Here is a 26,995-nt window from a genome sequence, read left to right on the forward strand (position 1 = left end):
GCACGATGAACGACGAAGACAAGCTCCGCAGCTACCTGAAGCGGGCCACCGCCGACCTGCGCTCGATCCGGCAGCGGCTGCGCGAGGTGGAGGACCGGGCGCACGAGCCGGTGGCGATCGTGGGGATGGCCTGCCGGTACCCGGGCGGGATCGACACCCCGGAGCAGCTGTGGGACCTGATCGCCGGCGGGCGCGACGCGATCGGCCCGTTCCCCACCGACCGGGGCTGGGAGTTGGAGTCCCTCTACGACCCGGATCCGGACTCGCCCGGCACCACGTACGCCCGCGACGGCGGGTTCCTCACCGACGCCCCCGGGTTCGACGCCGCCTTCTTCGGCATCAGCCCGCGCGAGGCGACCGCGATGGACCCGCAGCAGCGGCTGCTGCTGGAGACGGCCTGGGAGAGCGTCGAGCGGGCCGGCATCGACCCGGCCAGCCTCCGCGGCACGGCCACCGGCGTGTTCGCCGGCGTGATCTCGCAGGACTACCTGGCCCGGATGAGCGAACCGGACCCGGACCTGGAGGGGTACCTGGTCACCGGCAACTCGGGCAGCGTGGCGTCCGGGCGGATCGCGTACACGCTGGGGCTGGAGGGCCCGGCGGTCACCGTGGACACCGCGTGCTCGTCGTCGCTGGTGGCCATGCACCTGGCCGTCCAGGCGATCCGGGGCGGCGAGTGCGACATGGCGCTCGCGGGTGGCGCCACGATCCTCGCCCTGCCGCGCCCGTTCATCGAGTTCAGCCGGCAGCGGGGGCTGGCCCCGGACGGCCGGTGCAAGCCGTTCGCGGCCGCCGCCGACGGCACCGGCTGGGGCGAGGGCGTCGGCCTGCTCCTGCTCGAACGGCTGTCGGTGGCGCAGGAACGCGGCCACCGGGTCCTCGCCGTCATCCGCGGCTCGGCCGTCAACCAGGACGGCGCCAGCAACGGCCTCACCGCACCCCACGGCCCCTCCCAGGAACGCGTCATCCGCCAGGCCCTCACCAACGCGAGGCTCACCCCCGCCGACGTCGACGCCGTCGAGGCGCACGGCACCGGCACCACCCTCGGCGACCCCATCGAGGCCCAAGCACTCCTGGCCACCTACGGGCAACACCGGCGAGACAACCAACCGCTCTGGCTCGGGTCGATCAAATCGAACATCGGCCACACCCAGGCCGCCGCCGGCGCCGCCGGCGTGATCAAGATGGTCCTCGCCCTCCGCCACGGCCTGCTCCCCCGATCGCTGCACATCGACGCGCCCACCCCACACGTCGACTGGACCGCCGGCAACGTGCGGCTGCTGGACCAGGCCGTCGAGTGGCGGCGGAACGGGCACCCGCGGCGCGCGGGGGTGTCGTCGTTCGGCGTGAGCGGCACCAACGCCCACCTGATCATCGAGGAGGCGCCCGCCGACGCACCGCCGGTCGACGGCCCGGTGCCGGCGGCCGAGTCGTCCGCCGCCGCCGTGCCGCAGCCACAGGCGGTGGCCGGCGGGGCCGCACCGGCCGGGGGTGACCCGGGCAGCGGCCGGGAGGAGCAGGCCGGGCCGGGTGCCGCCGCCACGTCGGCGGCCACCCTCGACGGCGTGCGGCTGACGGATCTGCCCGGTGGCGGGTGGGTGCCGTGGCTGCTGTCCGCGAAGACCGAGACCGCGTTGCGGGAGTACGGCCGCCGGCTGCGCGACTGGGCCACCGACGCCGAGGACCTGGACCTCGCCGGGGTCGCGCACGCCCTGGCCGGCCGTTCGGCGTTCCCCCACCGGGCGGTGGTCCTCGGCCGGACACCCGAGGAGATGTCCGAGGCCCTCACCGCCCTGGTGGACGGAGTCGAGCACGACAACCTGACCATCGGCGAAGCCACGCCCGGCGGGAAGGTCGCCTTCGTCTACCCCGGCCAGGGCAGCCAGTGGCCGGCGATGGCCCACCAGCTCTACCACACCTCCGGCAGGTTCCGGGAGAGCATCGACGCCACCGACGCGGCGCTGCGCCCGCACGTCGACTGGAACCTCCTCGACATCATCCTCGAACGGGCCGACGCGGCCACCCTGGAGCGGGTCGACGTCGTCCAACCCACCCTGTTCGCCGTCACCACCGCCCTGACCGCACTGTGGCGGCACCACGGCATCACCCCGGACGCGGTCATCGGCCACAGCCAGGGCGAGATCACCGCCGCGCACGCCGCCGGCGTCCTCGGCCTCGACGACGCCACCCGCCTCATCGCCCACCGGGGCCGCGCCCTGACGACGATCGAGGGCACCGGCGGGATGCTCGCGGTCACCGGCTCCACGCCGGACGAGTTGCCCGGCCTGCTCCAGCAACTGGTGCCCGCGCACGCCGCGCAGCTGCACCTCGCCGCGCACAACGCGGCCACCGCCTGCGTCCTCTCCGGCGCGCCGGACGCCATCGCGGCCGCGCATTCCGCCCTCACCGAGCACGGGCTGACGGCCAGGATCATCCCGGTCAGCTACGCCAGCCACTGCCCGCACATCGACCCGCTGCACCGGGAGCTGACCGCCGTCGCCGTCGATCCCCGGGCCGGTGACACCGCCTTCTACAGCAGCACCCGGCAGCGGCTGATCCCCGGCACCGAACTCACCACGGACTACTGGTGGGAGAACCTCCGCCAACCCGTCCACTTCCACCCCACCCTCCAGACCCTCAGCGCCGACGGACACCACACCCTCGTCGAAATCAGCCCACATCCCCTCCTCGCCGCCACCATCGACGACGAGTCCGCCACCGTCAGCCACACCCTGCGCCGCGACACCGACCCCTGGCACACCCTCCTCACCAACACCGCCCACCTGCACACCCACACCACCCACCCGATCACCTGGACCCACCTCATCCCCCGCACCGACCGGGCGCACCCCACCCCGCCCACCTACCCCTTCCAGCACCAGCGGTACTGGTCCACCGTCGCGCCGGCCGCCCACCCGCGCCGGCTCGGGCTCCAGGCCACCAGCCATCCCCTGCTGACCGCCACCATCACCACCGCCACCAGCGGCGAACACCTCTTCACCGGCCACCTGTCCCGCCGGGCGCACCCCTGGCTCGCCGACCACACCATCGCCGGCACCGGCCTGCTACCCGCCACCGCGCTGGTCGAGTTCGCCCTGCACGCGGGCACCGTCGCCGGGTACCCGCTGCTGGAGGAGCTGACCCTCGAAGCGCCGGTGCCCGTCACCGACGACGGCGCCGACCTCCAGGTCACGGTCACCGGCAGCGACCAGCCGGGACGGCGTACGCTCGCGGTCCACACCCGACCCGCCGACGACCCGGACGCGCCGTGGACCACCCACGCCACCGGCCTGCTCGCCGGGGACGAGGGCGACGAGCCGGCTTCGCCGCCGCTCCCGGCCTGGCCGCCGGCCGGCGCGGAACCGGTCGACCTGGACGGGGCGTACCGGCGGCTGGCCGAGGCGGGCTACCGGTTCGGGCCGGCGTTCCAGGGCATGCGGGCGGCCTGGCGCTCCGGCGACGACCGCTACGCCGAGATCGCGCTGCCGGAGCACGTCGACGTCACCGGGTACGCGGTGCACCCCGCGCTGCTCGACGCCGCCCTGCACCCGGAGCTGCTGGCCGTCCTCGACGGCGACGGGGACACCGTCCGGCAGGCGTTCGCCTGGGAGCAGGTCGGCCTGCACGCCACCGGCGCGACCGCTCTGCGGGTACGCCTGACCCGCCAGTCCCCGGAGCGGCTGGCCCTGGCCGCGTACGACCCGGCCGGTGAGCTGGTGCTCAGCGCGGCCGGGGTGCTGTCCCGGGCCACCTCGGCGGCCCGGGTCGCCGCCGGGGCCGCCCGACCCGACCGGCTCTTCCAGGTGGAGTGGACGGCGGTGACGCCGTCGCCCGCCGAGGCGACCTCGTCCTGGCTGCTGGTCGGCGGGGACACCGGGCCCGTCGCGGCCGGGCTGCCGGGCGTACCCGTCATCGGCGCGCCGGCGGAGGCGGTGCGCGACGGCGCGGCGGCACCCGAGGTGTTGGTGCTGCCGCTGGCGGTCGGCGACGACGGGGACGTGCCGGCGGCCGTGCACCGGCGGACCGAGGCGCTGCTGCGCACGGTGCAGGACTGGCTGGCCCGGGAGGAGCTGTCGGACAGCCGCCTGGTCGTGGTCACCTCCGGCGCGGTCAGCACCGGGGTCGGGGACCCGGTCACCGACCTGGCCGGCGCCGCCTGCTGGGGCCTGCTGCGTTCCGCCCAGACCGAGCACCCCGACCGGATCGTCGTGGTCGACACCGACCAGCACCCGGAGAGCGCCCGGTCGCTCGCCGTCGCGGTCGGCACCGCCGCCTCACGCGGTGAGCCGCAGCTCGCGCTGCGGGCCGGCGGGCTCCGCGCGCCCCGGCTGGTCCCGGCCGCGGTCGCGCCCACCGCGGCCCTGCCGGTCGGCCCGGAGGGCACCGTCCTGGTCACCGGCGGCACCGGGACGCTGGGCCGGCTGACCGCCCGGCACCTGGTCACCCGGCACGGCGTCCGGCACCTGCTGCTGGCCGGCCGCCGGGGCCCGGAGCACCCGGACGCGGACGCCGTCGTCCGGGAGCTCGGCGACCTCGGGGCCGCGGTGACCGTCGTCGCCGTGGACCTGGGCGACGCGGCGGCGGTCCGGGACCTGCTGGCCGGCGTCGACCCGGCGCATCCGCTCACCGCGGTGGTCCACGCGGCCGGGGTGACCGACGGCGGGCCGGTGGACCGGCTCACCGGGCGGCAACTGCACGACGTGCTGGCGCCGAAGGTGGACGCCGCCTGGCAGTTGCACCGGCTCACCGACGCGCACCTGGTGCTCTACTCGTCGATCGCGGGCAGCCTGAACACCAGCGGGGTGGCCAACTACGCCGCCGCGAACGCCTTCCTCGACGCCCTCGCCGAGCACCGGCGCGCGCAGGGACGGCCGGCCACCGCTCTGGCCTGGGGCTACTGGGACGTCGAGACCGGAATGAGCGGGGCCATGTCGGACGCCGACCGGCGGCTGCTGGCCCGGGCCGGGCTCGCCGCGCTGCCCGTCGCGGAGGCGGTACGGCTGCTGGACACCGCGCTGGCCACCGACCGGCCGGTCCTGGTGCCGGCCGGCCTGGACCGGGCGGCGGTCCGCGCCCGGGCCCGCGCCGGGGACCTGCCGGCCGTGCTGCGCGCGCTCGCCCCGGCCGGATTGCGGCAGGCCGCGGCGGCCGCACCCGCGTCGGCGTCCCCGCTCGCCGGGCAGCTCGCCGGACGCGCGGCGGACGACCAGTTGTCCATCCTGGTCGACCTGGTCCGCACGCACGTCGGCGCGGTGCTGGGGCACGTCGACCCGGCCGGCCTGGACGTGGGGCAGGACTTCAAGAGCCTGGGCTTCGACTCGATGACGGCGGTGCAGCTGCGCAACCGGCTGCGCACCGCCACCGGCCTGCGGCTGCCGGCGACGCTGGTCTTCGACCACCCGACCGTACGGGCCGTGGCCACGCTGCTGCGCGGCATGCTGCTCGACCTGCCCGCCGCACGTACGGCGGTGGCGCCGGCGGTGACCGCCACGGCGGAGCCGATCGCGATCATCGGGATGGCGTGCCGCTACCCCGGCGGGGTCACCTCGCCGGAGGAGCTGTGGCAACTGCTCGCCACCGGCACCGACGCGATCGGCGAGTTCCCCACCGACCGGGGCTGGGACCTGGCCACCCTCTACGACCCCGACCCGGACACCCCGGGCACCACGTACGCGCGGGAGGGCGGCTTCGTCCGGGACGCCGCCGACTTCGACCCGGCCTTCTTCGGGATCAGCCCGAACGAGGCGACGGCGATGGACCCGCAGCAGCGGCTGCTGCTGGAGGCCGCGTGGGAGAGCATCGAGCGGGCCGGCATCGACCCGACCACGCTGCGCGGCACCCCGACCGGCGTGTTCACCGGGCTCACCCACCAGGAGTACGTCAGCCGGCCCGGCGCTGCGGCGGACGCCGAGGGCTACCTGCTGACCGGCAGCACCACCAGCGTCGCGTCCGGCCGGGTGGCGTACGCGCTGGGCCTGGAGGGGCCGGCGGTCACCGTGGACACCGCGTGCTCGTCGTCGCTGGTCGCGCTGCACCTGGCCGCCCAGTCGCTGCGCAGCGGGGAGTGCGAGCTGGCCCTCGCCGGCGGGGTCACCGTGATGGCCAGCCCGACCGGGTTCATCGAGTTCGCCCGGCAGCGGGGGTTGGCCGCCGACGGCCGGTGCAAGCCGTTCGCCGCGGCGGCGGACGGGTTCGGCTTCGCCGAGGGCGTCGGCCTGGTGCTGCTGGAACGGCTCTCCGTGGCGCGGGAACGCGGCCACCGGATCCTCGCCGTGGTCCGCGGCTCGGCGGTGAACCAGGACGGGGCCAGCAACGGGCTGACCGCACCGAACGGGCCGTCCCAGGAACGGGTGATCCGCCAGGCCCTGGCCAACGCCCGCCTCACCCCCGCCGACGTCGACGCGGTGGAGGCGCACGGCACCGGCACCACCCTCGGCGACCCGATCGAGGCCCAGGCGCTCCTGGCCACGTACGGGCAGCAGCGCCGGGACGGCCGGCCGCTGTGGCTCGGGTCGGTCAAGTCGAACATCGGGCACGCCCAGGCCGCCGCCGGGGCCGCCGGGATCATCAAGATGGTCCTCGCCCTGCGCCACGGCCTGCTGCCCCGGTCGCTGCACCTCGACGCGCCGAGCCCGCACGTCGACTGGACCGCCGGCAACGTGCGGCTGCTGGACGAGGCCGTCGAGTGGCGGCGGAACGGGCAGCCGCGCCGGGCGGGGGTCTCCTCGTTCGGGATCAGCGGCACGAACGCCCACGTCATCCTGGAGGAGGCGCCGCCGGCGGAGCCGGCCACCCCACCGGCCGACCCGTGGGACGGGTGGGCGTCGTGGGTGCTGTCGGCCCGGACCGAACGCGCGCTGCGCGACCAGGCGGCGCACCTGCTCGGCTGGCTGGCCGACCACGAGGACGTACCGGCCGCCGCGGTGGCGGACGCCCTGGCGCGGCGGAGCCGGTTCGCGCACCGGGCGGTGGTGACCGCGGCGAGCCGCCGGGACTTCGCCGCCGCGTTGACCGCGCTCGCCAACGGCGAGCCGCACCCGCACCTCGCCACCACCCTCGCGAACGGCGACGCCGGGAAGGTGGCTTTCTGTTTCACGGGGCAGGGCAGCCAGTACGCCGGCATGGGCGCCGACCTCTACGCCACCAACCCGGTATACCGGGAAGCGTTCGACCAGGCCTGCGAGGCGTTGAACCGCCACCTGGAGCATCGCCTCCAGGACGTGGTGTTCGCCGAGCCCGGCAGCGACCTCGCCACGTTGCTGGACAGCACCGCCTACACCCAACCCGCCCTGTTCGCCCTCCACGTCGCCCTGCACCGCGTGGCCACCACGCAGCTCGGACTTACCGCCGACTACCTCACCGGACACTCCCTCGGCGAGATCAGCGCCGCGCACCTCGCCGGGTTGCTCAGCCTCGACGACGCCGCCCTCCTGGTCACCACCCGCGCCCGGCTGATGAACAGCGTCACCACACCCGGCGCCATGATCGCCCTCCAAGCCAGCCGCGACGAGGCCGAGGCGCTCATCGCCGGCCACACCGGCGTCACCATCGCCGCCGTGAACACCCCGCAGACCGTGGTCATCAGCGGCGACCGAGACGTGTGCGAGCGGCTGGCCGCCCAGTGGCGCGAGCGAGGGCGCAAGGCCACCGCGCTGCAGGTCAGCCACGCCTTCCACAGCCCGCACATGGCGGCCATCGCGGACGATTTCCGCGCGGTGGCGGCCGGCCTCACCTACCAAGCGCCGACCCTGCCGGTGGTCAGCAACATCACCGGACAACTCGCCACCACCGACCAACTCACCGACCCCGACTACTGGACCCGGCACATCCTCGCCCCCGTCCACTACGCCGACGGCATCACCACCCTCCACGACCAGCACGGCGTGCGGACCTTCGTGGAGCTGGGCCCGGACGCCACCCTCACCACCCTGCACACCCACACCAAGCCCGAGGCGCTCGCCGTCCACACCCTGCACCGGGAGCGGGCCGACCAGCACACCCTCCTCGCGGCCGCCGCCACCGTGGCCGCCCGCCCCACCGGCGGCCACCCCCACCTCGACCTGCCCACCTACCCGTTCCAGCACACCCGGCACTGGCTGCCGACCACACCCGACCCCGCGCCGGCCCGGCCAGCGGTCGAGCCCGATGGCGGACACCCCCTGCTCGGCACACCGCTGGACGTGGCCGGGACCACCGGACGCTGGTTCACCCGGACCGTGGTCCCCGACCGGGTCCGCGTCGTCGACCAGCACCGACTGCTCGGCACGGCGGTGTTCCCGGCGACGGCGCTCGTCGAATGGGCGCTCGCCGCCGCCCGGGGCGACGCTCCGGAACCCCGGTGGACGATGGCGGGTATCACCTTCGACGAGTTCCTCCGCTGCCCCGACGGGGCCACGCTCACCCTCCAGGCCAGCGCCGAGCCGGACGGGCGGGCGCAGCGGGTGCGCTGCTTCAGCCGGCCCACGGACGACCCGTCCGCGCCGTGGGCGCAGCACGTCACCGTCGCCGCCGTGCACGCCGGCACCACGCCCCCGCCGCCCCGGCTGCACCTGGCCGGCGTACGGGCCGGCATGGCCGCCGAGGACCTCGACGGGTTCTACGACCGGCTCTGGCGGATCGGCGTCGAGTACGGGCCCGGCTACCGGGCGATGACCCGGCTGCTGCGCGCCGGCGACGAGGCGCTCGCCCTGATCGAGGTGGACGAGTCCGAACGGGACGGCGAGGGATGGCTCCTGCACCCCATGGTCCTCGACGCCTGCCTGCACGTCGGCGCCGCCTTCGGGGTCAGCGAGGACGACTTCTGGCTGCCCGCCGGCATCGACCGGATCGAGGTGTACGACCGGCTCCCCCGCCGGGTCTGGTGCCGGGCCCGCTCCCGGGGCGTACCGGAGGGCGGCGAGCGGGCGATGGACCTCGACCTGGTCACCGCGCTCGGCGAGCCGGTGGCCCAGCTGACCGGCGTCCGGCTGCGCGCGCTGCCGCGTACCCTCGTCACCGGCCTGGCCGGGTCCCGGCTGCACCGCTACGACGTGGCCTGGCAGCCGCTGCCGGGCCGGCCGGCGCGGCGGGCCGAGGTGGGCCCGCGCGACACCTGGCTGGTCTGCGGCCGGGACGCCGAGGTCGTCGCGGACTGGCACGCCCAACTGCTCGGCCTGGGCTGCGCCGCCGCCGGGCTGGTGCTCGCCGACGGCGCCCGGGTGCCGGCGACCGCGTCCCTCGGCGGTGGCACCGTCCACGTTGACCCGGCCGACGAGGCGGCCCTGGCCCGGCTGGTCGACGCGGCCCGCGCCGAGGGCGTCAAGCTGCGCGGCCTGCTGCTGCACGGCGCGGGAGACGGGCCGGGCGACGGCCCCGACGCCGCCTACCGCACCGCGCGGGACGCGCTCGCCGTGCTCCGCGAGGTGCTGCGGGGGTACGGCGACGACGCGCCGGACGTGGTGCTGTGCAGCGCCGGCGCGGAGACCCCGACCGGGGACGGCGTGCCGGCGCCGGCGCAGGCGGTGCTCGGGGCGCTCACCCGGGCGGTGCTGACCGAACACCCGCACCTGCGCTGCGTGCAGGTGGACCTCGACCCGGCCGGCCCCGCGCCGGCCCTCTCCACGGTCCTCGACCGGGTGGTGGACGCCGACGGCGCCACCCACCTCGCGGTGCGCGGCGGCGCCTGGTACGAGGCCCGGCTGCGGGAGCGCGACCTGCCGGCGCCGGGGTCCGGGCCGGTGCTCCGCGCCGACGCGACGTACCTGGTAACCGGCGGCTTCGGCGGGCTGGGCCAGGCGGTGGCCGGGTGGCTGGCCGACCGGGGCGCGGCGCACCTGGTCCTGCTGGGACGGCGGGTGCCGGCGGTCGAGCCGCCGCTGCTGGCCGCGCTGCGCGAGCGGGGCGTACGGCTGCGCTGCCTGGCGGTCGACGTGGCGGACGGGGACGCCCTCGCGACCGCGCTGGCCGGGCTCGCCGGGGAGTTGCCGCCGCTGGCCGGCGTGGTGCACGCGGCCGGCGTGGTCGACGACGCGGCGCTGGCCGAGCAGGACTGGGACCGGTTCCGCCGGGTGCTGGACCCGAAGGTGCACGGCGGCTGGCACCTGCACCGGGCGACCGAAGGGCTCGACCTCGACTTCTTCGTGCTGTTCTCCGCGTTCGGCGCGCTGGTCGGCTCCGCCGGGCAGGCCAACTACCTGGCCGCGAACGCCTTCCTGGACGCCCTGGCCCGGCACCGGCAGGCGCGCGGCCTGCCGGCGACCAGTGTCGGCTGGGGGCCCTGGGCGCAGGCCGGCATGGCGGTCGACCGGGACGTGCTGGGCCGGCTGGCCGCGCTCGGCCTGGACGCGCTGCCCACCGCCGAGGCCCTGGCGGCGCTCGGCATGCTCCTCGCCCCGCCGGCCGGGGAGCCGGTCGAGCCGGTGGTCGGCCTGGCCCGGGTGGACTGGCGCCGGTCGCTGACCGCGGCCGGCCGGGCCCGGCCGTACCGGCTGCTGGCCGAGGTGACGCCCGCCGACCTGGCCGGCGGCGGGGACGACGGCCCGTCCGCGCCGGACCTGGCCGTGCTGGCGCTGACCGACCCGGTGGCGGCCCGCGAACTGGTGCTCGCCGGGCTGCTGGAGCGGGTCGCGCTGCTGCTCGGGCTCAGCGCCGCCGACCAGGAGGCGATCCGGCCCACGTTCGCCGGGACCCGGTTGAACGAGCTCGGCCTGGACTCGCTGACCACGGTCCGGCTGCGCCAGCGGCTGCTGGTCGACTACGCCGCCGACGTACCGCCGGCGGACCTGTTCGGCGGGGGCACGGCGGCGGAGGTGGCGGAACTGATCTGCCAGCAGCTGACCCTGCGCAGTGTCATCGCCGCCGATGACGACGACTTCGACGACGAGGACGCCGAGGTGCTGGTCCTGTGACCGGTCTGAACTGGAGGAAGGGTGTTGCGGTGAGCGGAGTGGACGAGGGCGCGGTCGCCGCACTGGTGGCCGACCTGGCCCGGAGCGACGTGCGGTTGAAGCTGGCCGGCGAGGACCAGCTGAGCGTGAGCGCCCCGAAGGGGCGCCTCTCGCCGGAGCTGCGCGAGCGGATCACCCGGCACCGGGCGGAGCTGATCGGCTGGCTGTCCCGGGGCCGCCGGGCCGCCGAACCGGCCGCCGCGCTGCCGGAGATCACCCCCGACCCGGCCGCCCGGCACGAGCCGTTCCCGCCGTCGGACATCCAGATGTCCTTCCTGGTCGGCAGCCGGGAGGGGCTGGAGTACCACGTCCGGCCGCACCAGTACATGGAGGTGGACTTCCCGGCGCTGGACCCGGACCGGTTCACCCGGGCGCTGAACGCGGCGGCGCGGCGGCACCGGCACAGCCTGGTGGTGGTCCGCGAGGACATGATGCTGGAGACGGTCCGCGACCCGGAGCCGATCCCGGTCGAGGTGATCGACCTGCGCGGCCTCGACGAGGCCGGGCAGCAGGCCGGCATCGAACGGACCCGGGCCGCCATGCAGCGCCGGGAACTGCCCCTGGACCGCTGGCCCTGGCTGGACGTCCGGCTCTCGCTGCTGTCCGGCGGCCGGGTCCGGATGCACTGGAACAACAACAACTTCTTCAGCGACGCGCCCGGCACCGGCCGGTTCCTCAAGGACCTGCTGCACTGCTACGACCACCCCGCCGAGCCGCTGCCGGAGCTGACGCTCAGCTACCGGGACTGCGTGCTGGCCCTCGCCGAGCTGGAGGAGTCGCCGCTGGGGCAGGCGTCGAAGCGGTACTGGCTGGACCGGATGGCCGACTGGCCGACCGCGCCGGAGCTGCCCCTCGCCGCCGGCTCGGACACCCGCCGCCGGTCCCGGCTGGAACGCCGGGAGCACGTGCTGTCGCCGGCCCGGTGGGCCGCCTTCACCCGGCGGGCCGCCGCCCGCGGGCTGTCCCAGACCAACGCCCTGTGCGCGGTCTACGCGGAGGTGCTCGGGGCGTGGAGCGGATCCCGGCACTTCCTGATCAACAACATGAACACCCACCGGCTGCCGCTGCACCCGCAGATCGGCGAGGTGATCGGCAACTTCTCCTCCCTCTACCCCCTTGAGGTGGACTGGCGGGCCGGCGGCGCGTTCCAGGAGCGGGCCCGCCGGTTGCAGGCCCAGGTGCTCTCCGACATGCAGCACGTCTACTGGAGCGGGGTGAAGGTGCTCCAGGCGGTCAACCAGCTCCGCCGCACCCCGGGCCGGGCGGTCTGCCCGTACGCGGTGGGCAGCGCGCTCTTCGTCGGGCAGACCGACCGGCCGGTGTACAGCCTGCTGGAGACGCCGCAAGTGCTGCTCGACTGCGAGTTCTGGGAGCAGCGGGACGGCAGCATGTGGACGGTCTGGGACGTGCTGGAGGCGATGTTCCCGCCCGGCCTGATGGACGACATGCTGGCCGGCTACGGGGCGGTGCTCGACGCCCTCGCCGACAGCGACGAGGCCTGGGACCGCGAGTCGTTCGACCTGCTGCCGGCCACCGACCGGGATCGCCGGGCCCGGCTCAACGCGCCCGGGACGCCGCCCCCGCCGGGACTGCTGCACGCCCCCCTCGCGCGGCGGGCGGCCGAGCAACCCACCCGTCCAGCGGTGGTCGCCGGGGACACCACGCTCGACTACGCCACCCTGTACGCGCGGGCCGGCCGGCTCGCCGCGACGCTGCGGGAGGCCGGCGTGACCCCCGGCGACCTCGTCGCGGTGGCCGCCGGGAAGGGCTGGCAGCAGATCGTCGCCGTGCACGCCGTGCTGCTGGCCGGCGGCGCGTACGTGCCGATCGATCCCGGCTGGCCCGCCGAGCGGATCGGCTGGCTGCTGGCCGACACCGGGGCCGCCGCCGTGGTCACCGACGCGGGCAGTCGGGCGGCGCTCGCCGGCGCGGTGCCGGTGCCGCCGGTCGTGGTCGAGGACGTCGCCGACGACGGCCCGACCCTCGGGTACGCGCCGCTGCGCGAGCCGGGCGACCTGGCGTACGTGATCTACACGTCCGGGTCCACCGGCCGGCCGAAGGGCGCGATGCTGGACCACCGCGGGCCGCTGAACACGGTGACCGACGTCAACACCCACTGGGGCGTCACCGACCGGGACGTGCTCTTCGGCATCTCCTCGCTCTGCTTCGACCTGTCGGTGTACGACGTGTTCGGCGCCGCCGCGGCCGGGGCGACCCTGGTCCTGCCGGACCCGGCGCGGCACGACCCGGCGTCCTGGCTGGCGCTGGCCCGGGACCGCAAGGTGACCGTCTGGAACTCGGTGCCGGCGCTCATGCAACTGCTCGTCGAGGAGGCCGAGACGACCGGGGCACGCCTGCTCGACCTGCGGCTGGTGCTGCTCAGCGGGGACTGGATCCCGGTGACCCTGCCGGACCGGATCCGCGCGGTGGCGCCGGGGGCGCGGGTGGTCAGCCTGGGCGGGGCCACCGAGGCGTCGATCTGGTCGATCGCCCACCCGATCGAGCGGGTCGACCCGGACTGGGTGAGCATCCCGTACGGGCGGCCGCTGACCAACCAGACCTGGCACGTCCTGGACGAGCAGGGCCGGGACGCGCCCACCTGGGTGCCGGGACACCTGTACGTGGGCGGGATCGGGGTGGCCCTGGGCTACCTCAACGACCCGGAGCGCACCGCCGCCGCGTTCGTGTCGCACCCGGTCACCGGGGAGCGGCTGTACCGCACCGGCGACCGCGGCCGGTACCTGCCCGACGGCACCGTCGAGTTCCTCGGCCGGGCGGACTTCCAGGTGAAGATCCAGGGCTTCCGGGTGGAGCCCGGCGAGGTGGAGCACGCCCTGCTGGAGCACCCGGACGTGGGCGGCGCGGCGGTGGTCGCCCGGACCTCCGGCTCCGGGCGGCAGCTGGCCGCGTTCGTGGTCGGGCGGGACGGCCGGGACCGGCCCGACCCGGTGGCCGTCCGCGAGTTCCTCGCCGGCCGGCTCCCCGCCTACCTGGTGCCCGCCCACGTGGTGGTCCGCGACGCGCTGCCGCTCACCGGCAACGGCAAGGTGGACCGGCGGGCACTGGAGACGGTCGACCTCGCCGACGGCGGCGGCGAACGCCGGCACGTGCCGCCGCGCACCCCGACCGAGACCGCGCTCGCCGAGATCTGGCGGGAGATCCTCCAGGCGGACCGGCTCGGGGTCGAGGACGACTTCTTCGACCTGGGTGGACAGTCCTTCGCGGCGCTGCGGGTGGTGGGCCAGATCGCGCAGCGGCTGGGCCGGCGGGTGCCGCTCGGCGCGCTGCTGGAACGGCGTACCGTGGCCGGGCTGGCCCGCTGGCTGGACGCCGCCCCGGCGGACTGGTCGCCGCTGGTCCGGCTGACCGGCGAGCCGGGCGACACGGACGTACCGCCCTGGGTGCTGGTGCACCCGGCCGGCGGCGACGTGCTCTGCTACCGGGACCTCGCCGCCCGGCTGGACCGGGACTGCCTCGCCCTGCAGGCGCCCGGCCCGGCGGTCGGCCGGGAGCCGGTGGCCGACCTCGGCGAACTGGCCCGGCTCTACCTGGCCGCGCTGCGCCGGGAGCAGCCGCACGGCCCGTACCTGCTCGGCGGCTGGTCCTCCGGCGCGGTCATCGCCGCGGAGCTGGCCCGCCAACTCGAGGAGGCCGGTGAGCGGGTGCGGCACCTGGTGGTGATCGACGCCCCCGCCCCGCTGGCGCCGCAGCGGGTGACCGAGGCGGACGTCCCGCTCTGGTTCGTGGAGGACCTCGACCGGGGCTTCGACCCCGCCCTGGTCACCCCCGAACAGCTGCGCGAGCTGGCCGCGCTCCCCGCCGACGAGCGGCTGGACGGGGCGATACGGCTGGCCGCCAAGCAGGGCGTGCCGGTGGACGACCTGAGCGGCGGCACGCTCGCCGCCACGTACGCGGTCTTCGACGCGGTGGTCCGGGCCTGCGCCGGCCACCGGGCGGGACGGGTCGACGCCGACGTCACGGTGCTGCGGGCCCGCGACGGCCGGGTCAGCGAGTTCGCCGACCACCCGTACGGCGACCGCCCCGACTGGGGCTGGGCCGAGCTGACCGGGGGGCGGCTGGCCGCCGTGCCGGTCCCCGGCACCCACCACACCGTGCTCACCGCCGTCGGCGTGGAGCAGGTCGCCGCGGCGCTGAACAGGGCGGTCCGCGGCTGACCCCTGTCCGCTACCGGCGGGCCGCCCGGTCCGCCGTCCCCACCCACCGCGCGACCGGCGCCGGTGGCCGACCCGTCCGTGAAGGAGGTCCCCGGTGGCCCGCCAGTGGAAGGTCCTGCTGGTCACGTCCGTCGCCGTGATGATGGCGCTGCTGGACGTGACGATCGTCAACGTGGCGCTGCCCGCCCTGGCGGACGCCTTCCCGGACAGTTCGCTCAACGACCTGTCCTGGGTGCTCAACGCGTACAACGTGGTCTTCGCCGCGGCGCTGATCCCCGCCGGACGGCTGGCCGACCGGTGGGGCCGGCGGCGGGTGTTCCTCGCCGGGGTGGCGCTCTTCCTGGTCGGCTCGGCGGCCTGCGGGCTGGCCCCCGCGGTGGGGGTGCTGATCGCGGCGCGGTGCGTGCAGGCGCTCGGCGCGGCGGCCATCATGCCGACCTCGCTGGGTCTGCTGCTGCCCGAGTTCCCGGTCCAGCGCCGGGCCACCGCGATCGCGCTCTGGACCGCCACCGGGACGGTCGCCGGGGCCGCCGGCCCGTCCCTCGGCGGCGCGCTGGTGGCCTGGCAGGGCTGGCGGTGGGTGTTCCTGGTGAACCTGGCGATCGGGCTGCCCGGCCTGCTGGCCGCGATCCGGGTGCTCCGGGAGACCCGGGACAGCACGCCGGGGCCGTTCCCGGACGTGGTCGGGGCACTGCTGCTCGGTGGCGGGGTCGGGGCCCTCGCCCTGGCGGTGGTCCGGCTGCCCGACTGGGGGGCCACGTCGGCGGCGTTCGGCGGCACCCTCGCCGTCGGCGCGGCCCTGCTGCTCGCCCTGGCGCTGCGGTCGCGCCGGCACCCGGCCCCGGTCATCGAGCCGGCGCTGGTGCGGATCCGCTCGTTCAGCGTCGCCAACCTCGGCTCGCTGGTCTTCGCCGCGGCGATGAACGCGCTGCTGCTGTGCAACGTGCTCTTCCTGACCCAGGTGTGGCGCTACGACAGCCTGGCCACCGGCGGCGCGCTGACCGCCGGCCCGGTGACCGCGGCGGCGCTGGCCCCGCTGGTCGGCCGGCTCGGCGACCGGTTCGGGCCCCGGGCGGTGGCGCTGCCCGGCGGGTTGTTCTTCGCCGCCGGGGCGCTGCTGTTCGCCCGCGCCCCGGGGCAGCCGAACTTCCTCGCCGACTTCCTGCCGGCGGCGGTGCTGATCGGGGCGGGGGCGGCCTTCAGCTTCCCCGGCTTCGGCCACGCGGCGTTCGCCGAGTTCCCCCGGGCCCGCTTCGCCACCGGGGTGGCCATCGCCTCGTGCCTGCGGCAGGTCGGCGCGGTCCTCGGCATCGCCGTCCTGATCACCGTCCTGGCCGACGGCAGCGGCACCCCGCTGGCCGCGTTCCACCGCGCCTACCAGGTGCTCGCCGCCGGTGGGCTGCTCGCCGCCGGGGTGGCGCTCACCCTCGGCCGGGTGCACGCCCGGGACGTGGCACACGTTGCACCGGCCCAGCCCGTTCCGGGAACGCAGCCGGTCGGCGCGCCGGCCGCCGGGACCGCGGCCCCACCGACCGGGGTGCAGTCGACGGCGGGCGCGGCCGACGGGTGAGCTGCAATCACCATTCGGCCGCCGCCGGGCGCTGCTCGGGGCGATGGTCCGGACGACGCCCTGACTGAGAGCGATATGTCTCAGCGGCATAAATATGCCGCTGAGACATATCGCTTCTGGGTCTTCGTCGTCCGACGGCGGCGGGCACGCACAGGGCCGACGCGGCCGGTGGAGGCGGAGGTCAGCAGCTCGGTGAGCACGGTCCCGAAGGCGAGCGCCGGCAGCGGCCGGCGGGCCGGGCTACCGGTTGGTCGGCGGCGCAGCCAGCCAGTGGCACGGCTCTCCGCTGAACCATGCCGTCCGCCAGGCCGAGCGCAGCGCGGCCACCAGCGTGCCGCCGAGATCGGGGGCGGGCCGGCCCGTGATCGGCGCGGTCAGTCCGGCCGCCACCGCCGCCAGCTCGGTCCACGTCGGTTCCGCCGGCGCCACCTGGACCCGGTGGCCGTGCCGGGCCACCCAGGCACGGACCATCGGCCGGCAGGCGGTCTCCTCTCCGGCGACGAGCACGTGCAGGCACCCGTCCGGGCGGCCGTCGGCGACCGCCGCCAGGAAGTCGGCCAGCGACGGCGGCGAGGTCGTCACGGGGCTGGCGGGGCCGGTGCCGGTCAGCGCCGCGACGACCGCGCCCAGGCCGGTGGCCGACCTCGCGGACACGGCGGACGCGAGGACGGCGGAAGCCGGGCCGGCGGCGAGGACGAGCAGGCGGTCTCTGAGGTCGCAGTGCAGTCCGACCAGCTCCGCGCCGGCCAGCGGCAGGTCGGGCAGCCCCGGCAGGCGGAACCCGGCCGGCTCGGCCGGGCGCAGCCCCCAGCGCCGCCAGATCCGGGCCACGGTGCCGTTGGAGAGGCCCAGCTCGACGCCGAGCGCCCGGCTGGACCAGGCGCCACCGCCGGGCGGAACGGTGGTCAGCGTCCGCAGCACCACGTCCGCCTCCTGCACCCGGGGCCGGCGGCCGGGGCGTACCCGGTCGCGCAGGCCGGGCACCCCCTCCTCGGCGTAGCGGCGCAGCCAGGTCGCCACGGTCGGCCGGGTGGTGGCCAGCCGGCGGGCCGTCTCCGCGTACGACAGGCCGCTGGCGGCGGTCAGCACGATGGCGGCGCGCAGGGGTTCCCCGCCCCGGCGGTCACCCCCGGACAGCGAGACGAGAACCTTCCGGTCCTCCGGTGAAATGGCGATCGCCCTTTCCTGAGCCGGTTGCCCCATTTATCCAATCCCCCGGTCTAGAATGCACTCGTCGAGAGTGGACGGTATGGTCGCACCAATTCGACGGTCAATCGAGCGGCCCCGACTAGGGGGCGTCCGTGCTGCTCAGCCCGCACGATAAGGGGACCACGAAGGCGCCGTAGGGGGGTCTTTCCGCGCTGCGTGACGGCGTTCTCCCGGTACCCCGGAAACGTGCCCCACAAATTGATGTGTCGTAAATATCTTTACGTTTTCCGTATGGCCTCGGGATCGTCGTCCGTCGCACCATGGTGACACCTGCTCGGCGGTTCTCGAGGAGTCCCATGTACGACGCGATCGTCGTCGGTGCGCGCTGCGCCGGTGCCACCACCGCGATGCTGCTGGCGCGGGCCGGGCACCGGGTGCTGCTGCTGGACCGGGCGAGCTTTCCCAGCGACACGATGTCCACCCACTACGTCCACCCGCCGACGATCGCGCGGCTGGCCGGCTGGGGCCTGCTGGACCCGCTGCGGGCCAGCGGCTGCCCGCCGCTGGAGGTGTCCCGCTGGACCCTGGCGGGGGTGCCGGTGACCGGCTGCGCGCCGGCCGTGGACGGGATCCGGGCCGGCTACGGCCCACGCCGCTTCGTGCTGGACACCCTGCTGGTCCGGGCGGCCGAGGCGGCCGGCGCCGAGCTGCGCGAGGAGTGCAACGTCACCGACCTGCTCTGGGACGGCGACCGGGTGGTCGGGATCCGGGCCCGGGGGCCGCGCGGCGAGTTCACCGAGCGGGCCCGGGTGGTGATCGGCGCGGACGGCCTCGACTCGGTGGTCGCCAAGAAGGTGCAGGCGCCCAAGTACGAGGCGGTGCCCTCGCTCTGCTGCGTCTACTACACCTACTGGAGCGGGTTCACCGCCGACTACGAGGTGTTCGTCGACCACCGCCGGCTGGTCGGGGCGGTACCGACCAACGACGGTCTCGTCATGGTCGTCGTACAGGCGCCGCGCGAGGAGTTCGACGAGGTCCGCAAGGACATCGAGGGGTCGTACTTCCGCTCCCTGGCCCTCGCGGCGCCGAGCGTGCTGGAGCGGGTCCGCGCCGGCCGGCGCGAGGAACGCTTCGTCGGCACCGGCCGGCTGCCGAACTTCTTCCGCCGGGGCAGCGGCCCCGGCTGGGCGCTGGTCGGCGACGCCGGCTACCACAAGGACTCGATCGGGGCCAACGGCATCAGCGACGCCATCGGGCACGCCGCGCTGCTCGCCGAGCACCTGCACCCGGCGCTGGCCGGCGAGCGGCCGGTGGACCGGGCCCTGGTCGACTACACCGTCCGGCGCGACCGTGAGTCGCTGCCCACGTACCACTTCAACCTCCAGGCGGCGCGGCTGCGCCCGACCGACGAGCTGCTCGACGTGCTGCGCGCGATCCAGGGCCACCAGGAGCAGATGGACCGCTTCTTCGGCTTCATCTCCGGCATGTACGGCTGGACGGAGTTCGTCGACGGGGTGGCCGCCGCCCTGGGCACCCCGGCCGGCGCTCCGGGCCGATGAGCACCGTCCCCCGCCGGCGGCACCGCCGGCGCCCGTCCCGCCCCGACGACCCGAGACCTGGCAGGAGAGATCATGACGGCGCCTGACCTACTGTCCGAACTGCACCGGCGCGGTGTGCGGCTGCGCCTGGTCGACGACCGGCTGGACGTCCGGGCCGCCGCCGGCGCGCTCACCCCGCAGCTGCGCGAGGAGCTGCGCGAGCACCGCGACGCGCTGGTCGCGCTGCTGCGCCGGATGTCCGACGGCGGATCCCCGCCGGAGATCGTGCCCCGGCCCGAGGAGCGGCACGAGCCGTTCCCGCTGACCGACATCCAGCACGCCTACTGGGTGGGGCGCAACCCGGCGCTGCAACTGGGCGGGGTGGCCACCCACTACTACTTCGAGCTGGACGGGCTCGACCTCGACCCGGTCCGGCTGGCGGAGAGCCTGCGCAAGGTGATCGACCGGCACGACATGCTGCGCGCCGTGGTCGACCCGGACGGGCGGCAGCGGATCCTGGCCGAGGTGCCGCCGTACGAGCTGGCAGTCGCCGACCTGCGCGCGGTGCCCGAGGACGAGCGTCAGGCCGCGCTGGCCAAGACCCGCGCCGAGATGGGCCACCAGCTGCTGCCGCCGGAGCACTGGCCGCTGTTCGACCTACGCGCCTCGCTGGTCGACGAGCGCCGGACCCGGCTGCACGTCAGCATCAACGTGCTCATCATGGACGCGTTCAGCCTGCAGCTGCTGTTCCGGGACTGGCGGCGCTTCTACACCGACCCGGACTGGGCGCCCGAGCCGCTGCCGCTGTCCTACCGGGACTACGTGCTGGCCGAGGAGGCGGCCCGGGACGGCCGCGAGTACCGGGCCGCCGAGGCGTACTGGCGGGACCGGCTGGACACCCTGCCGCCCGCGCCGGCCCTGCCGCTGCGCGCCGGCGCCGTCGGCGGCCCCGGCGCCGCGCCGGTGGAGTTCGTCCGGCGCAGCGCCCGGCTGCCCCGCCCGCTCTGGGACGCCCTCAAGGCCACCGCCCAGCGGTACGGGGTCACCGCGTCGGTCGCGGTGATGACCGCGTACGCGGAGGTGCTGCGCACCTGGTCGCGCCAGACGGACTTCACCCTCAACCTCAGCCTGTTCAACCGGCGGCCGCTGCACCCCCGGATCGGCGAGATCATCGGTGACTTCACCTCGGTGACCCTGCTCGCCGCCACGGCCGGCCCGGGCGAGTCGTTCGCCGACCGGGCCCGCCGGCTCAACCGCCAGCTCGTGCAGGACCTGGAGCACTCGGCGTTCAGCGGGGTCCGGGTGCTGCGGGAGCGGTCCCGGCGGCTGGGCGGCGGGCCGGGGGCGGCCATGCCGGTGGTGTTCACCAGCGCCCTCGCGCTCGGGGACCGGGAGAACCGGACGCCCGACTCGCGGTTCTTCGGCGAGTTCGGGTACGGGATCAGCCAGACCCCGCAGGTCTGGCTGGACCACCAGGTGACCGAGGAGAGCGGGGACCTCTGCCTGGACTGGGACGCGGTGGAGGCGCTCTTCCCGGCCGGGCTGCTCGACGACATGTTCGACAGCTACCAGGCGCTGCTGCGCCGGCTCGCCGCCGACGGCGCGGCCTGGGACGAGGTGGACGCGCCGGTGCCGTTGCCGGCGCACCAGGTGGAGCAGCGGCGGCGGGTCAACGAGACGGCCGCCGACCTTCCCGCGCGTACCCTCTGCGAGCTGGTCGAGGAGCGCGCCGCCGCGCAGCCCGACGCGACCGCGGTGATCACGCCGGACGGCGAGCTGACCCACGGCGAGGTGGTCGACCGGGCCCGCCGGCTGGCGGCCCGGCTGCGCGAGCTGGGCGCGACCACCGGCCAACTGGTGGCGGTGGTGCTGGACCGCTGCGCCGAGCAGGTGCCCGCGGTGCTGGGCGTGACCCGGGCCGGGGCCGCGTACCTGCCGATCGAGCCGGCCTGGCCGGACGCCCGCCGGGCCGACCTGCTCGACCAGGGCGGGGTGCGGATCGTGGTGACCACCCCGCGGCTGCGCGACGAGCTGGCCTGGCCGGCCGGCCTGCGCCTGGTCACCCTGGACGACCCGGAGGTGCACGCCGCCGACCCGGCCGCGGCCGGTCCCGGGCCTGGCCCGGATGCCCTGGCGTACGTCATCTTCACCTCCGGCTCCACCGGCCGGCCGAAGGGCGTGATGATCGACCACCGGGGCGCGGCCAACACGGTGCAGGACGTCAACGCCCGCTTCGGCGTCACCCCGGCCGACCGGGTGCTGGGCCTGTCCGCGCTGAGCTTCGACCTGTCGGTCTACGACGTGTTCGGCGCCCTCGCGGCCGGGGCGGCGGTGGTGCTGCCCGCGCCGGCCCGGGCCGCCGACCCGGAGCACTGGAGCGACCTGGTCCGCCGGCACCGGGTGACGGTGTGGAACTCGGTGCCCGCGCTGATGCAGGCCTGGGTCGACGCGCCCGCCCACGCCGACCCGGCGGAGTCGGCGCTGCGGGTGGTCATGCTCAGCGGCGACTGGATCCCGGTGCGGCTGCCCGACGCGATCCGGTCCCGGCACCCGCAGGCGGCGGTGCACAGCCTGGGCGGCGCGACGGAGGCGTCCATCTGGTCGATCCACTACCCGATCGGCGTGGTCGGCGCCGACTGGACCAGCATCCCGTACGGGCGCCCGATGGCGAACCAGACCATGCACGTCTACGACGGCCGGTTCGCGCCGTGTCCGGTGTGGACGCCGGGCGAGCTCTGGATCGGCGGGACGGGCGTGGCGCTGGGCTACTGGGCCGACCCGGTCCGCACCGGCGAGCGCTTCGTCCGGCACCCGGTGACCGGCGAGCGCCTCTACCGCACCGGCGACCTCGGCCGGTGGCTGCCGGACGGGACCATCGAGTTCCTCGGCCGCGACGACGACCAGGTGAAACTGAACGGCTTCCGGATCGAGCTGGGCGAGATCACCGCGGCGCTGTCCCGGCAGCCGGGGGTGGCCGAGGCGGTGACCGTGGTGGACACCAACCCCGGCACCGGCCGCCGCCAGCTCGTCGGGTACGTGGTGCCGGCCGACCCGGCCGCGCCGCCGCCCGCCGAGATGCTGCGCGCCGGGCTGGCCCGGGTGCTGCCCGAGTACATGGTGCCGCACCACTACCCGGTGCTGGACCGCATCCCGCTGAGCGCGAACGGCAAGGTGGACCGGGGCGCGCTGCCGACGCCCTGGACCGGGCCGGACCCGGCGGAGCACCGGGCCGCTCCCGGCGACGACGTGGAGCAGACCATCCTGGCGATCTGGCAGGAGGCGTTGGGCCGCGACGACTTCGGGGTGACCGACAACTTCTTCGAGCTGGGCGCCGACTCGCTGCACGCGGTCCGGATCCTGGGCCGGCTGCGCGAGGAGTTCGGCATCGAGCCGGACGCCGACGAGGGCCTGCCGATGCTCTTCGACAGCCCGACGGTGGCCGAGCTGGCCGAGACCGTCCGCGGCCTGCTCGGAGAGCAGGCGTGAGCCCGGAGGTCGGCTGGGACGACGTGGTGGTGGGCGCCGGGTCCGCCGGCGCCACCCTGGCCGCCCGCCTCTCCGAACAGACCGGGCGGCGGGTGCTGCTGATCGAGGCCGGCCCGGACCGGTCCGGAACGGACAGCGCTCCCGAGCAGCTCGGCCGCCCCACCCTGTCCGGCCTGAACTGGGCGTACGAGACCGCCGACGGGGAGCGGCCGGTCCCGTACCGGGTGGGCCGGGTGGTGGGCGGCTCCTCGGCGGTGAACGGCGCGATCGCGCTGCGCGGGCTGCCCGCCGACTTCGACGAGTGGGCCGCCGCGGGCAACCCGGAGTGGGCCTGGTGGAAGGTGCTGCCGTACTTCGTGCGGATGGAGACCGACCACGACGTGACCGGGCCCGAGCACGGCGACCGGGGCCCGGTGCCGATCCGCCGGCTGACCGCCACCACCCCGATCAGCGACGCGTTCGTCGACGCCTGCCGGCAGCAGGGGCTGCCGCCGGTGGCCGACCTCAACGGCAATCCGACGCCGGGGGTGGGGCCGCTGCCGACGAACTCCCGGCACGGCCGCCGGATGGGTACCGCCGAGACGTACCTGGCCGCCGCGCGGGGCCGGCCGAACCTGACCGTCTGGCCGGACACCACCGCGCTGCGGCTGCTCGGCGACGGGCCCCGGGTCACCGGGCTCGAGGTGCGCCGGGACGGGCGGACCGTCCGGGTCCGGGCCGACCGGGTGACGCTCAGCGCCGGCGCGGTGAACACCCCGCTGCTGCTGCAACGCTCCGGCATCGGGCCGGCGGAACGGCTCGCCGCGCTGGGCGTACGGCCCTGGGTGGACCTGCCGGGGGTCGGGGCGAACCTCAGCGACCACCCGCTGCTGGGCATCTGGGCGGTGCCCCGGGCCGGGCTGTGCCGGGCCGGCGACCCCTGGCACTCGGTGGTGGCGCGGGCGGCCAGCGACGGCGTCGACCCGGACCTGATGGTCTTCCTCAACTGCAACGTCTCCCCGGAGGACGTGCCCACCCTCGGCCCGATGCTGCGCGGGCGGCCCGGCGTGTCGGTGGCGGTGATGCTGATGAGCACCGACTCGCGCGGCACCGTCCGGCTGCGGGACGCGGCCCCGGACAGCCCGCCGGAGATCCGGCTCCACCTGGCCCGGGAGCCCCGCGACGAGCAGCGGCTGATGACCGGCACCCGGCTGATCTGGTCGCTGCTGCGCGCCCCGGCGATGGGTGGGCTGCTGGAGCGGGTGCTGCTCTGGACCGACCGGATGGTAGCCGAGGAGCCGCTGCTGCGCCGGGCGGTACGCACCTTCGTCGCGCCCTCCTGGCACCCGACCGGCACGGCCCGGATGGGCCCGGCCGACGACCGGGGTGCGGTGGTCGACCAGTTCCTGCGGGTGCACGGGGTGGACGGGCTGCGGGTGGTGGACGCCTCGGTGCTGCCCGCCGTGCCCCGGGCCACCCCCAACCTGACCTGCGTGATGCTGGGCGAACGGGCGGCCGACTGGATGTCGGAGATCCAGTGACCGGGTGACAGCGATCTGTGCGACGTCTGCCAGCAGCGGTTGCGAACCTCGCCGCATGAGTGACGCCTTCCAGGCCCAGGGCCTGGTCAAACGATTCGGCAAGACGGTGGCGCTGGACGGCATCGACCTGTCCGTGCGCAGCGGTGAGGTGCACGGTTTCCTGGGCCCCAACGGCGCGGGCAAGACGACCACGATCCGGATCCTGCTCGGCCTGCTGCGCGCCGACGCGGGCACGGTGCGGCTGCTGGACGGCGACCCCTGGCGGGACATCACCCGGCTGCACAAGCGGCTGGCGTACGTGCCGGGTGATGTGAGCCTGTGGCCGCGCCTGTCCGGCGGGGAGACCATCGACCTGCTCGGCCGGCTGCGTGGCGGGCTGGACCCGCGCCGCAAGGCCGAGCTGCTCGACCGCTTCCAGCTCGACCCGCGCAAGAAGGGCCGGGCCTACTCGAAGGGCAACCGGCAGAAGGTGGCGCTGGTCGCGGCGTTCGCCTCGGACGTGGAGCTGTTCATCCTGGACGAGCCGACCTCCGGCCTCGACCCGCTCATGTCCGAGGTGTTCAACCAGTGCGTGAGCGAGGTCCGCCGGGAGGGCCGCACCGTGCTGCTGGCCAGCCACATCCTCGGCGAGGTGGAGAAGCTCTGCGACCGGGTCAGCATCATCCGGTCGGGGCGGATCGTGGAGACCGGCTCGCTGAGCGAGCTGCGCCACCTGACCCGCACCACCATCCAGGCCCGGCTGGGCCGCCCGGCCGCCGGGCTCGGCGAGCTGGCCGGCACCCACAACGTCACCGTGGACGGCGACCGGGTCACCCTCCAGGTCGACCCGGACGCGCTGCCCGGGGTGCTGCGCCGGCTCGGCGAGTACGAGGCGCGCGAGCTGGTCAGCCAGCCGCCCACGCTGGAGGAGCTGTTCCTGCGCCACTACGACGTCGGCCCGCACCGCAGCGGGGAGAAGGTCGGTGCCCGATGAGTGAGCTGGTCGGCACCGGGCGCCTGGCCCGGCTGGCCCTGCGCCGGGACCGGATCGGCCTGCCGGTGTGGGTGCTGCTCGCGATCAGCCTGGCCGCCGGCCCGGCCGGGTCGATCGCCGACGCGTACGCCGCGGTGGAGAAGCAGCGCGAGTACGCCGAGGGGGTTGGCAGCAACCCGGCGGCCGCGGTGTTCAGCGGGCCGAGCATCGGCGTCGAGCACCTCGGCGGGATCGTGGTCAAGGAGAGCGCGGTCTGGGTGCTGCTGCTGGTGGCGATCACCAGCATCATGCTGGTCATCCGCTACACCCGCACCGAGGAGGAGAGCGGCCGGGCGGAGCTGGTCACCGCCGCGGCCGTCGGCCGGCACGCCCGGCTGGCCGCCGCCCTGCTCGTGGTCGGCGTCGCCGACCTGCTGATCGGGCTGGGCATCGCGGCCGGCCTGATGGGGGCCGGGCTGTCCGGCGCCGGCTCGCTGGCGTACGGGCTGGGCGTCACCATGGTCGGCTGGGTCTTCGCCGCCGTCGCGGCGGTCACCGCGCAGCTGGTGGAGGCGGCGCGCACGGCGAACGGGATCGCCCTCGCCGTCTTCGGCGGCACCTTCCTGCTGCGCGGCATCGCCGACTCCGCCTCGGTGGCCAACGACGGCACCGGGGCCGCCCGGCAGCTCGCCTGGCTCTCCCCCACCGGCTGGTTCTACCAGCTCCGGCCGTACGCCGGGGAGCGCTGGTGGGTGCTGGGGCTGGCCGTGGTGACCGGGGCGGTGCTCACCGGCGCCGCGGTCGCGCTGAGCCGGCGGCGGGACATCGGCGCGGGCCTGCTGGCGGCCCGGCTCGGCCCCGCCGCGGCCCGGCCCGGGCTGGCCACCCCGCTCGCCCTGGCGTGGCGGCTCCAGCGGGGCGGCCTGATCGCCTGGACGGCCGGCGTGGCGGTGGGGGCGGCGGTGCTCGGCTCGCTCGCCCACGACATCACCGACATGGTCGGCAACAACGACACCGCCGCCAAGGCGATCCGGCAGCTCGGCGGCGCGGACGTGCTGGTCGACAGCTATCTGGTCTGGGTGCTGCGGATCCTCGGCCTGGCCGCCGCCGCGTACGCGGTCTCGGCGGTGCTGCGGCTGCGGTCGGAGGAGTCCGGGCTGCGGGCCGAGCCGGTGCTCGCCGCAGCGGTGACCCGCACCCGGTACGCGCTCAGCCACGTGCTGGTCGCGGCGGTCGGCGTGGTGGTGCTGCTGCTCACCGCGGGCCTGGTGGTCGGGCTGGTGCACGGGGCCCGCTCCGGGGACGTCGGTGGCGAGCTGCCCCGGATCCTCGGCGCGGCGCTGGTGCAGCTGCCCGCCGCGCTGTTGCCCGCCGCGCTGGCTGCGGCCCTGTTCGGGCTGCTGCCCGGCGCCACGCTGGTGGCCTGGCTGTTCGTCGGGGCGATCCTGCTGATCGCCCAGCTCGGCCCGGTGCTCGAGCTGAACCAGTGGGTCATGGACGTCTCCCCGTTCACCCACCTGCCCCGGCTGCCCGGCGGCGACGTGACCGCCATGCCGCTGGTCTGGCTGGGGGCGCTGGTGCTGCTGCTCGGGGCGGCCGGCCTGGCCACCTTCCGCCGGCGCGACCTGGACACCGCCTGAACCCTGCTCACCCCCCGAGGAACGGGGCCGTGGCCGACCG

The 26,995-nt window shown here is 75.9% G+C and carries 9 protein-coding genes; 8 read left to right on the forward strand and 1 reads right to left on the reverse strand.

The features are described from left to right. Positions 1–5 precede the first annotated feature (5 nt). The 3 genes from ACGFI9_RS02710 to ACGFI9_RS02720 all read left to right on the forward strand — a co-directional run bounded on the left by ACGFI9_RS02710 (position 6) and on the right by ACGFI9_RS02720 (position 16,670). The gene (locus tag ACGFI9_RS02710; RefSeq protein ID WP_393174131.1) at positions 6–10,886 is read left to right on the forward strand and encodes an SDR family NAD(P)-dependent oxidoreductase; all 10,881 of its coding nucleotides are present in this window, start codon (positions 6–8) and stop codon (positions 10,884–10,886) included. A gap of 29 nt (positions 10,887–10,915) precedes the next feature. Then, positions 10,916–15,100 carry an amino acid adenylation domain-containing protein gene (locus ACGFI9_RS02715; RefSeq protein ID WP_393174133.1) on the forward strand — a complete coding sequence of 1,395 codons (4,185 nt, stop codon included), beginning with the start codon at positions 10,916–10,918 and terminating at the stop codon, positions 15,098–15,100. Between the two features lie 94 nt (positions 15,101–15,194). Continuing rightward, a complete protein-coding gene (locus ACGFI9_RS02720; RefSeq protein ID WP_393174135.1) occupies positions 15,195–16,670 on the forward strand; it encodes an MFS transporter in 1,476 nt (491 codons plus the stop codon). A 240-nt stretch (positions 16,671–16,910) separates the two neighbouring features. Here the strand turns inward: ACGFI9_RS02720 and ACGFI9_RS02725 are convergent, their stop codons facing one another. Then, positions 16,911–17,873 (reverse strand): helix-turn-helix domain-containing protein, encoded by a 963-nt coding sequence (locus ACGFI9_RS02725; RefSeq protein ID WP_393174137.1) that lies wholly within the window; start codon positions 17,871–17,873, stop codon positions 16,911–16,913. Between the two features lie 302 nt (positions 17,874–18,175). On the opposite strand from ACGFI9_RS02725, the gene ACGFI9_RS02730 reads away from it, so the two are divergent. The 5 genes from ACGFI9_RS02730 to ACGFI9_RS02750 all read left to right on the forward strand — a co-directional run bounded on the left by ACGFI9_RS02730 (position 18,176) and on the right by ACGFI9_RS02750 (position 26,955). Next, positions 18,176–19,378, forward strand: a complete 1,203-nt coding sequence (locus ACGFI9_RS02730; RefSeq protein WP_393174139.1) for an NAD(P)/FAD-dependent oxidoreductase — start codon at positions 18,176–18,178, stop codon at positions 19,376–19,378. A gap of 72 nt (positions 19,379–19,450) precedes the next feature. Continuing rightward, complete coding sequence (locus ACGFI9_RS02735; protein ID WP_393174141.1) at positions 19,451–22,843, forward strand: amino acid adenylation domain-containing protein; 3,393 nt, start codon at positions 19,451–19,453, stop codon at positions 22,841–22,843. Beyond that, complete coding sequence (locus ACGFI9_RS02740) at positions 22,840–24,363, forward strand: GMC family oxidoreductase (protein ID WP_393174143.1); 1,524 nt, start codon at positions 22,840–22,842, stop codon at positions 24,361–24,363. The genes ACGFI9_RS02735 and ACGFI9_RS02740 overlap by 4 nt, the downstream gene beginning before the upstream one ends. A gap of 55 nt (positions 24,364–24,418) precedes the next feature. After that, the gene (locus ACGFI9_RS02745) at positions 24,419–25,336 is read left to right on the forward strand and encodes an ATP-binding cassette domain-containing protein (RefSeq protein WP_393174145.1); all 918 of its coding nucleotides are present in this window, start codon (positions 24,419–24,421) and stop codon (positions 25,334–25,336) included. Beyond that, positions 25,333–26,955, forward strand: coding sequence for an ABC transporter permease (locus ACGFI9_RS02750; protein WP_393174147.1), 1,623 nt, complete (start codon positions 25,333–25,335; stop codon positions 26,953–26,955). The genes ACGFI9_RS02745 and ACGFI9_RS02750 overlap by 4 nt, the downstream gene beginning before the upstream one ends. Positions 26,956–26,995: the final 40 nt, after the last annotated feature.

Source organism: Micromonospora sp. NPDC048930 (genome assembly GCF_043197935.1).
Lineage (GTDB): Bacteria > Actinomycetota > Actinomycetes > Mycobacteriales > Micromonosporaceae > Micromonospora.

What these genes read in the sequence shown, in the direction of transcription:
- ACGFI9_RS02710 (WP_393174131.1), top strand. Translation starts at nt 6, where the DNA reads ATGAACGACGAAGACAAGCTCCGCAGCTACCTGAAGCGGGCCACCGCC.
- ACGFI9_RS02725 (WP_393174137.1), bottom strand. Translation starts at nt 17,873, where the DNA reads ATGGGGCAACCGGCTCAGGAAAGGGCGATCGCCATTTCACCGGAGGAC.
- ACGFI9_RS02730 (WP_393174139.1), top strand. Translation starts at nt 18,176, where the DNA reads ATGTACGACGCGATCGTCGTCGGTGCGCGCTGCGCCGGTGCCACCACC.
- ACGFI9_RS02735 (WP_393174141.1), top strand. Translation starts at nt 19,451, where the DNA reads ATGACGGCGCCTGACCTACTGTCCGAACTGCACCGGCGCGGTGTGCGG.
- ACGFI9_RS02745 (WP_393174145.1), top strand. Translation starts at nt 24,419, where the DNA reads ATGAGTGACGCCTTCCAGGCCCAGGGCCTGGTCAAACGATTCGGCAAG.
- ACGFI9_RS02750 (WP_393174147.1), top strand. Translation starts at nt 25,333, where the DNA reads ATGAGTGAGCTGGTCGGCACCGGGCGCCTGGCCCGGCTGGCCCTGCGC.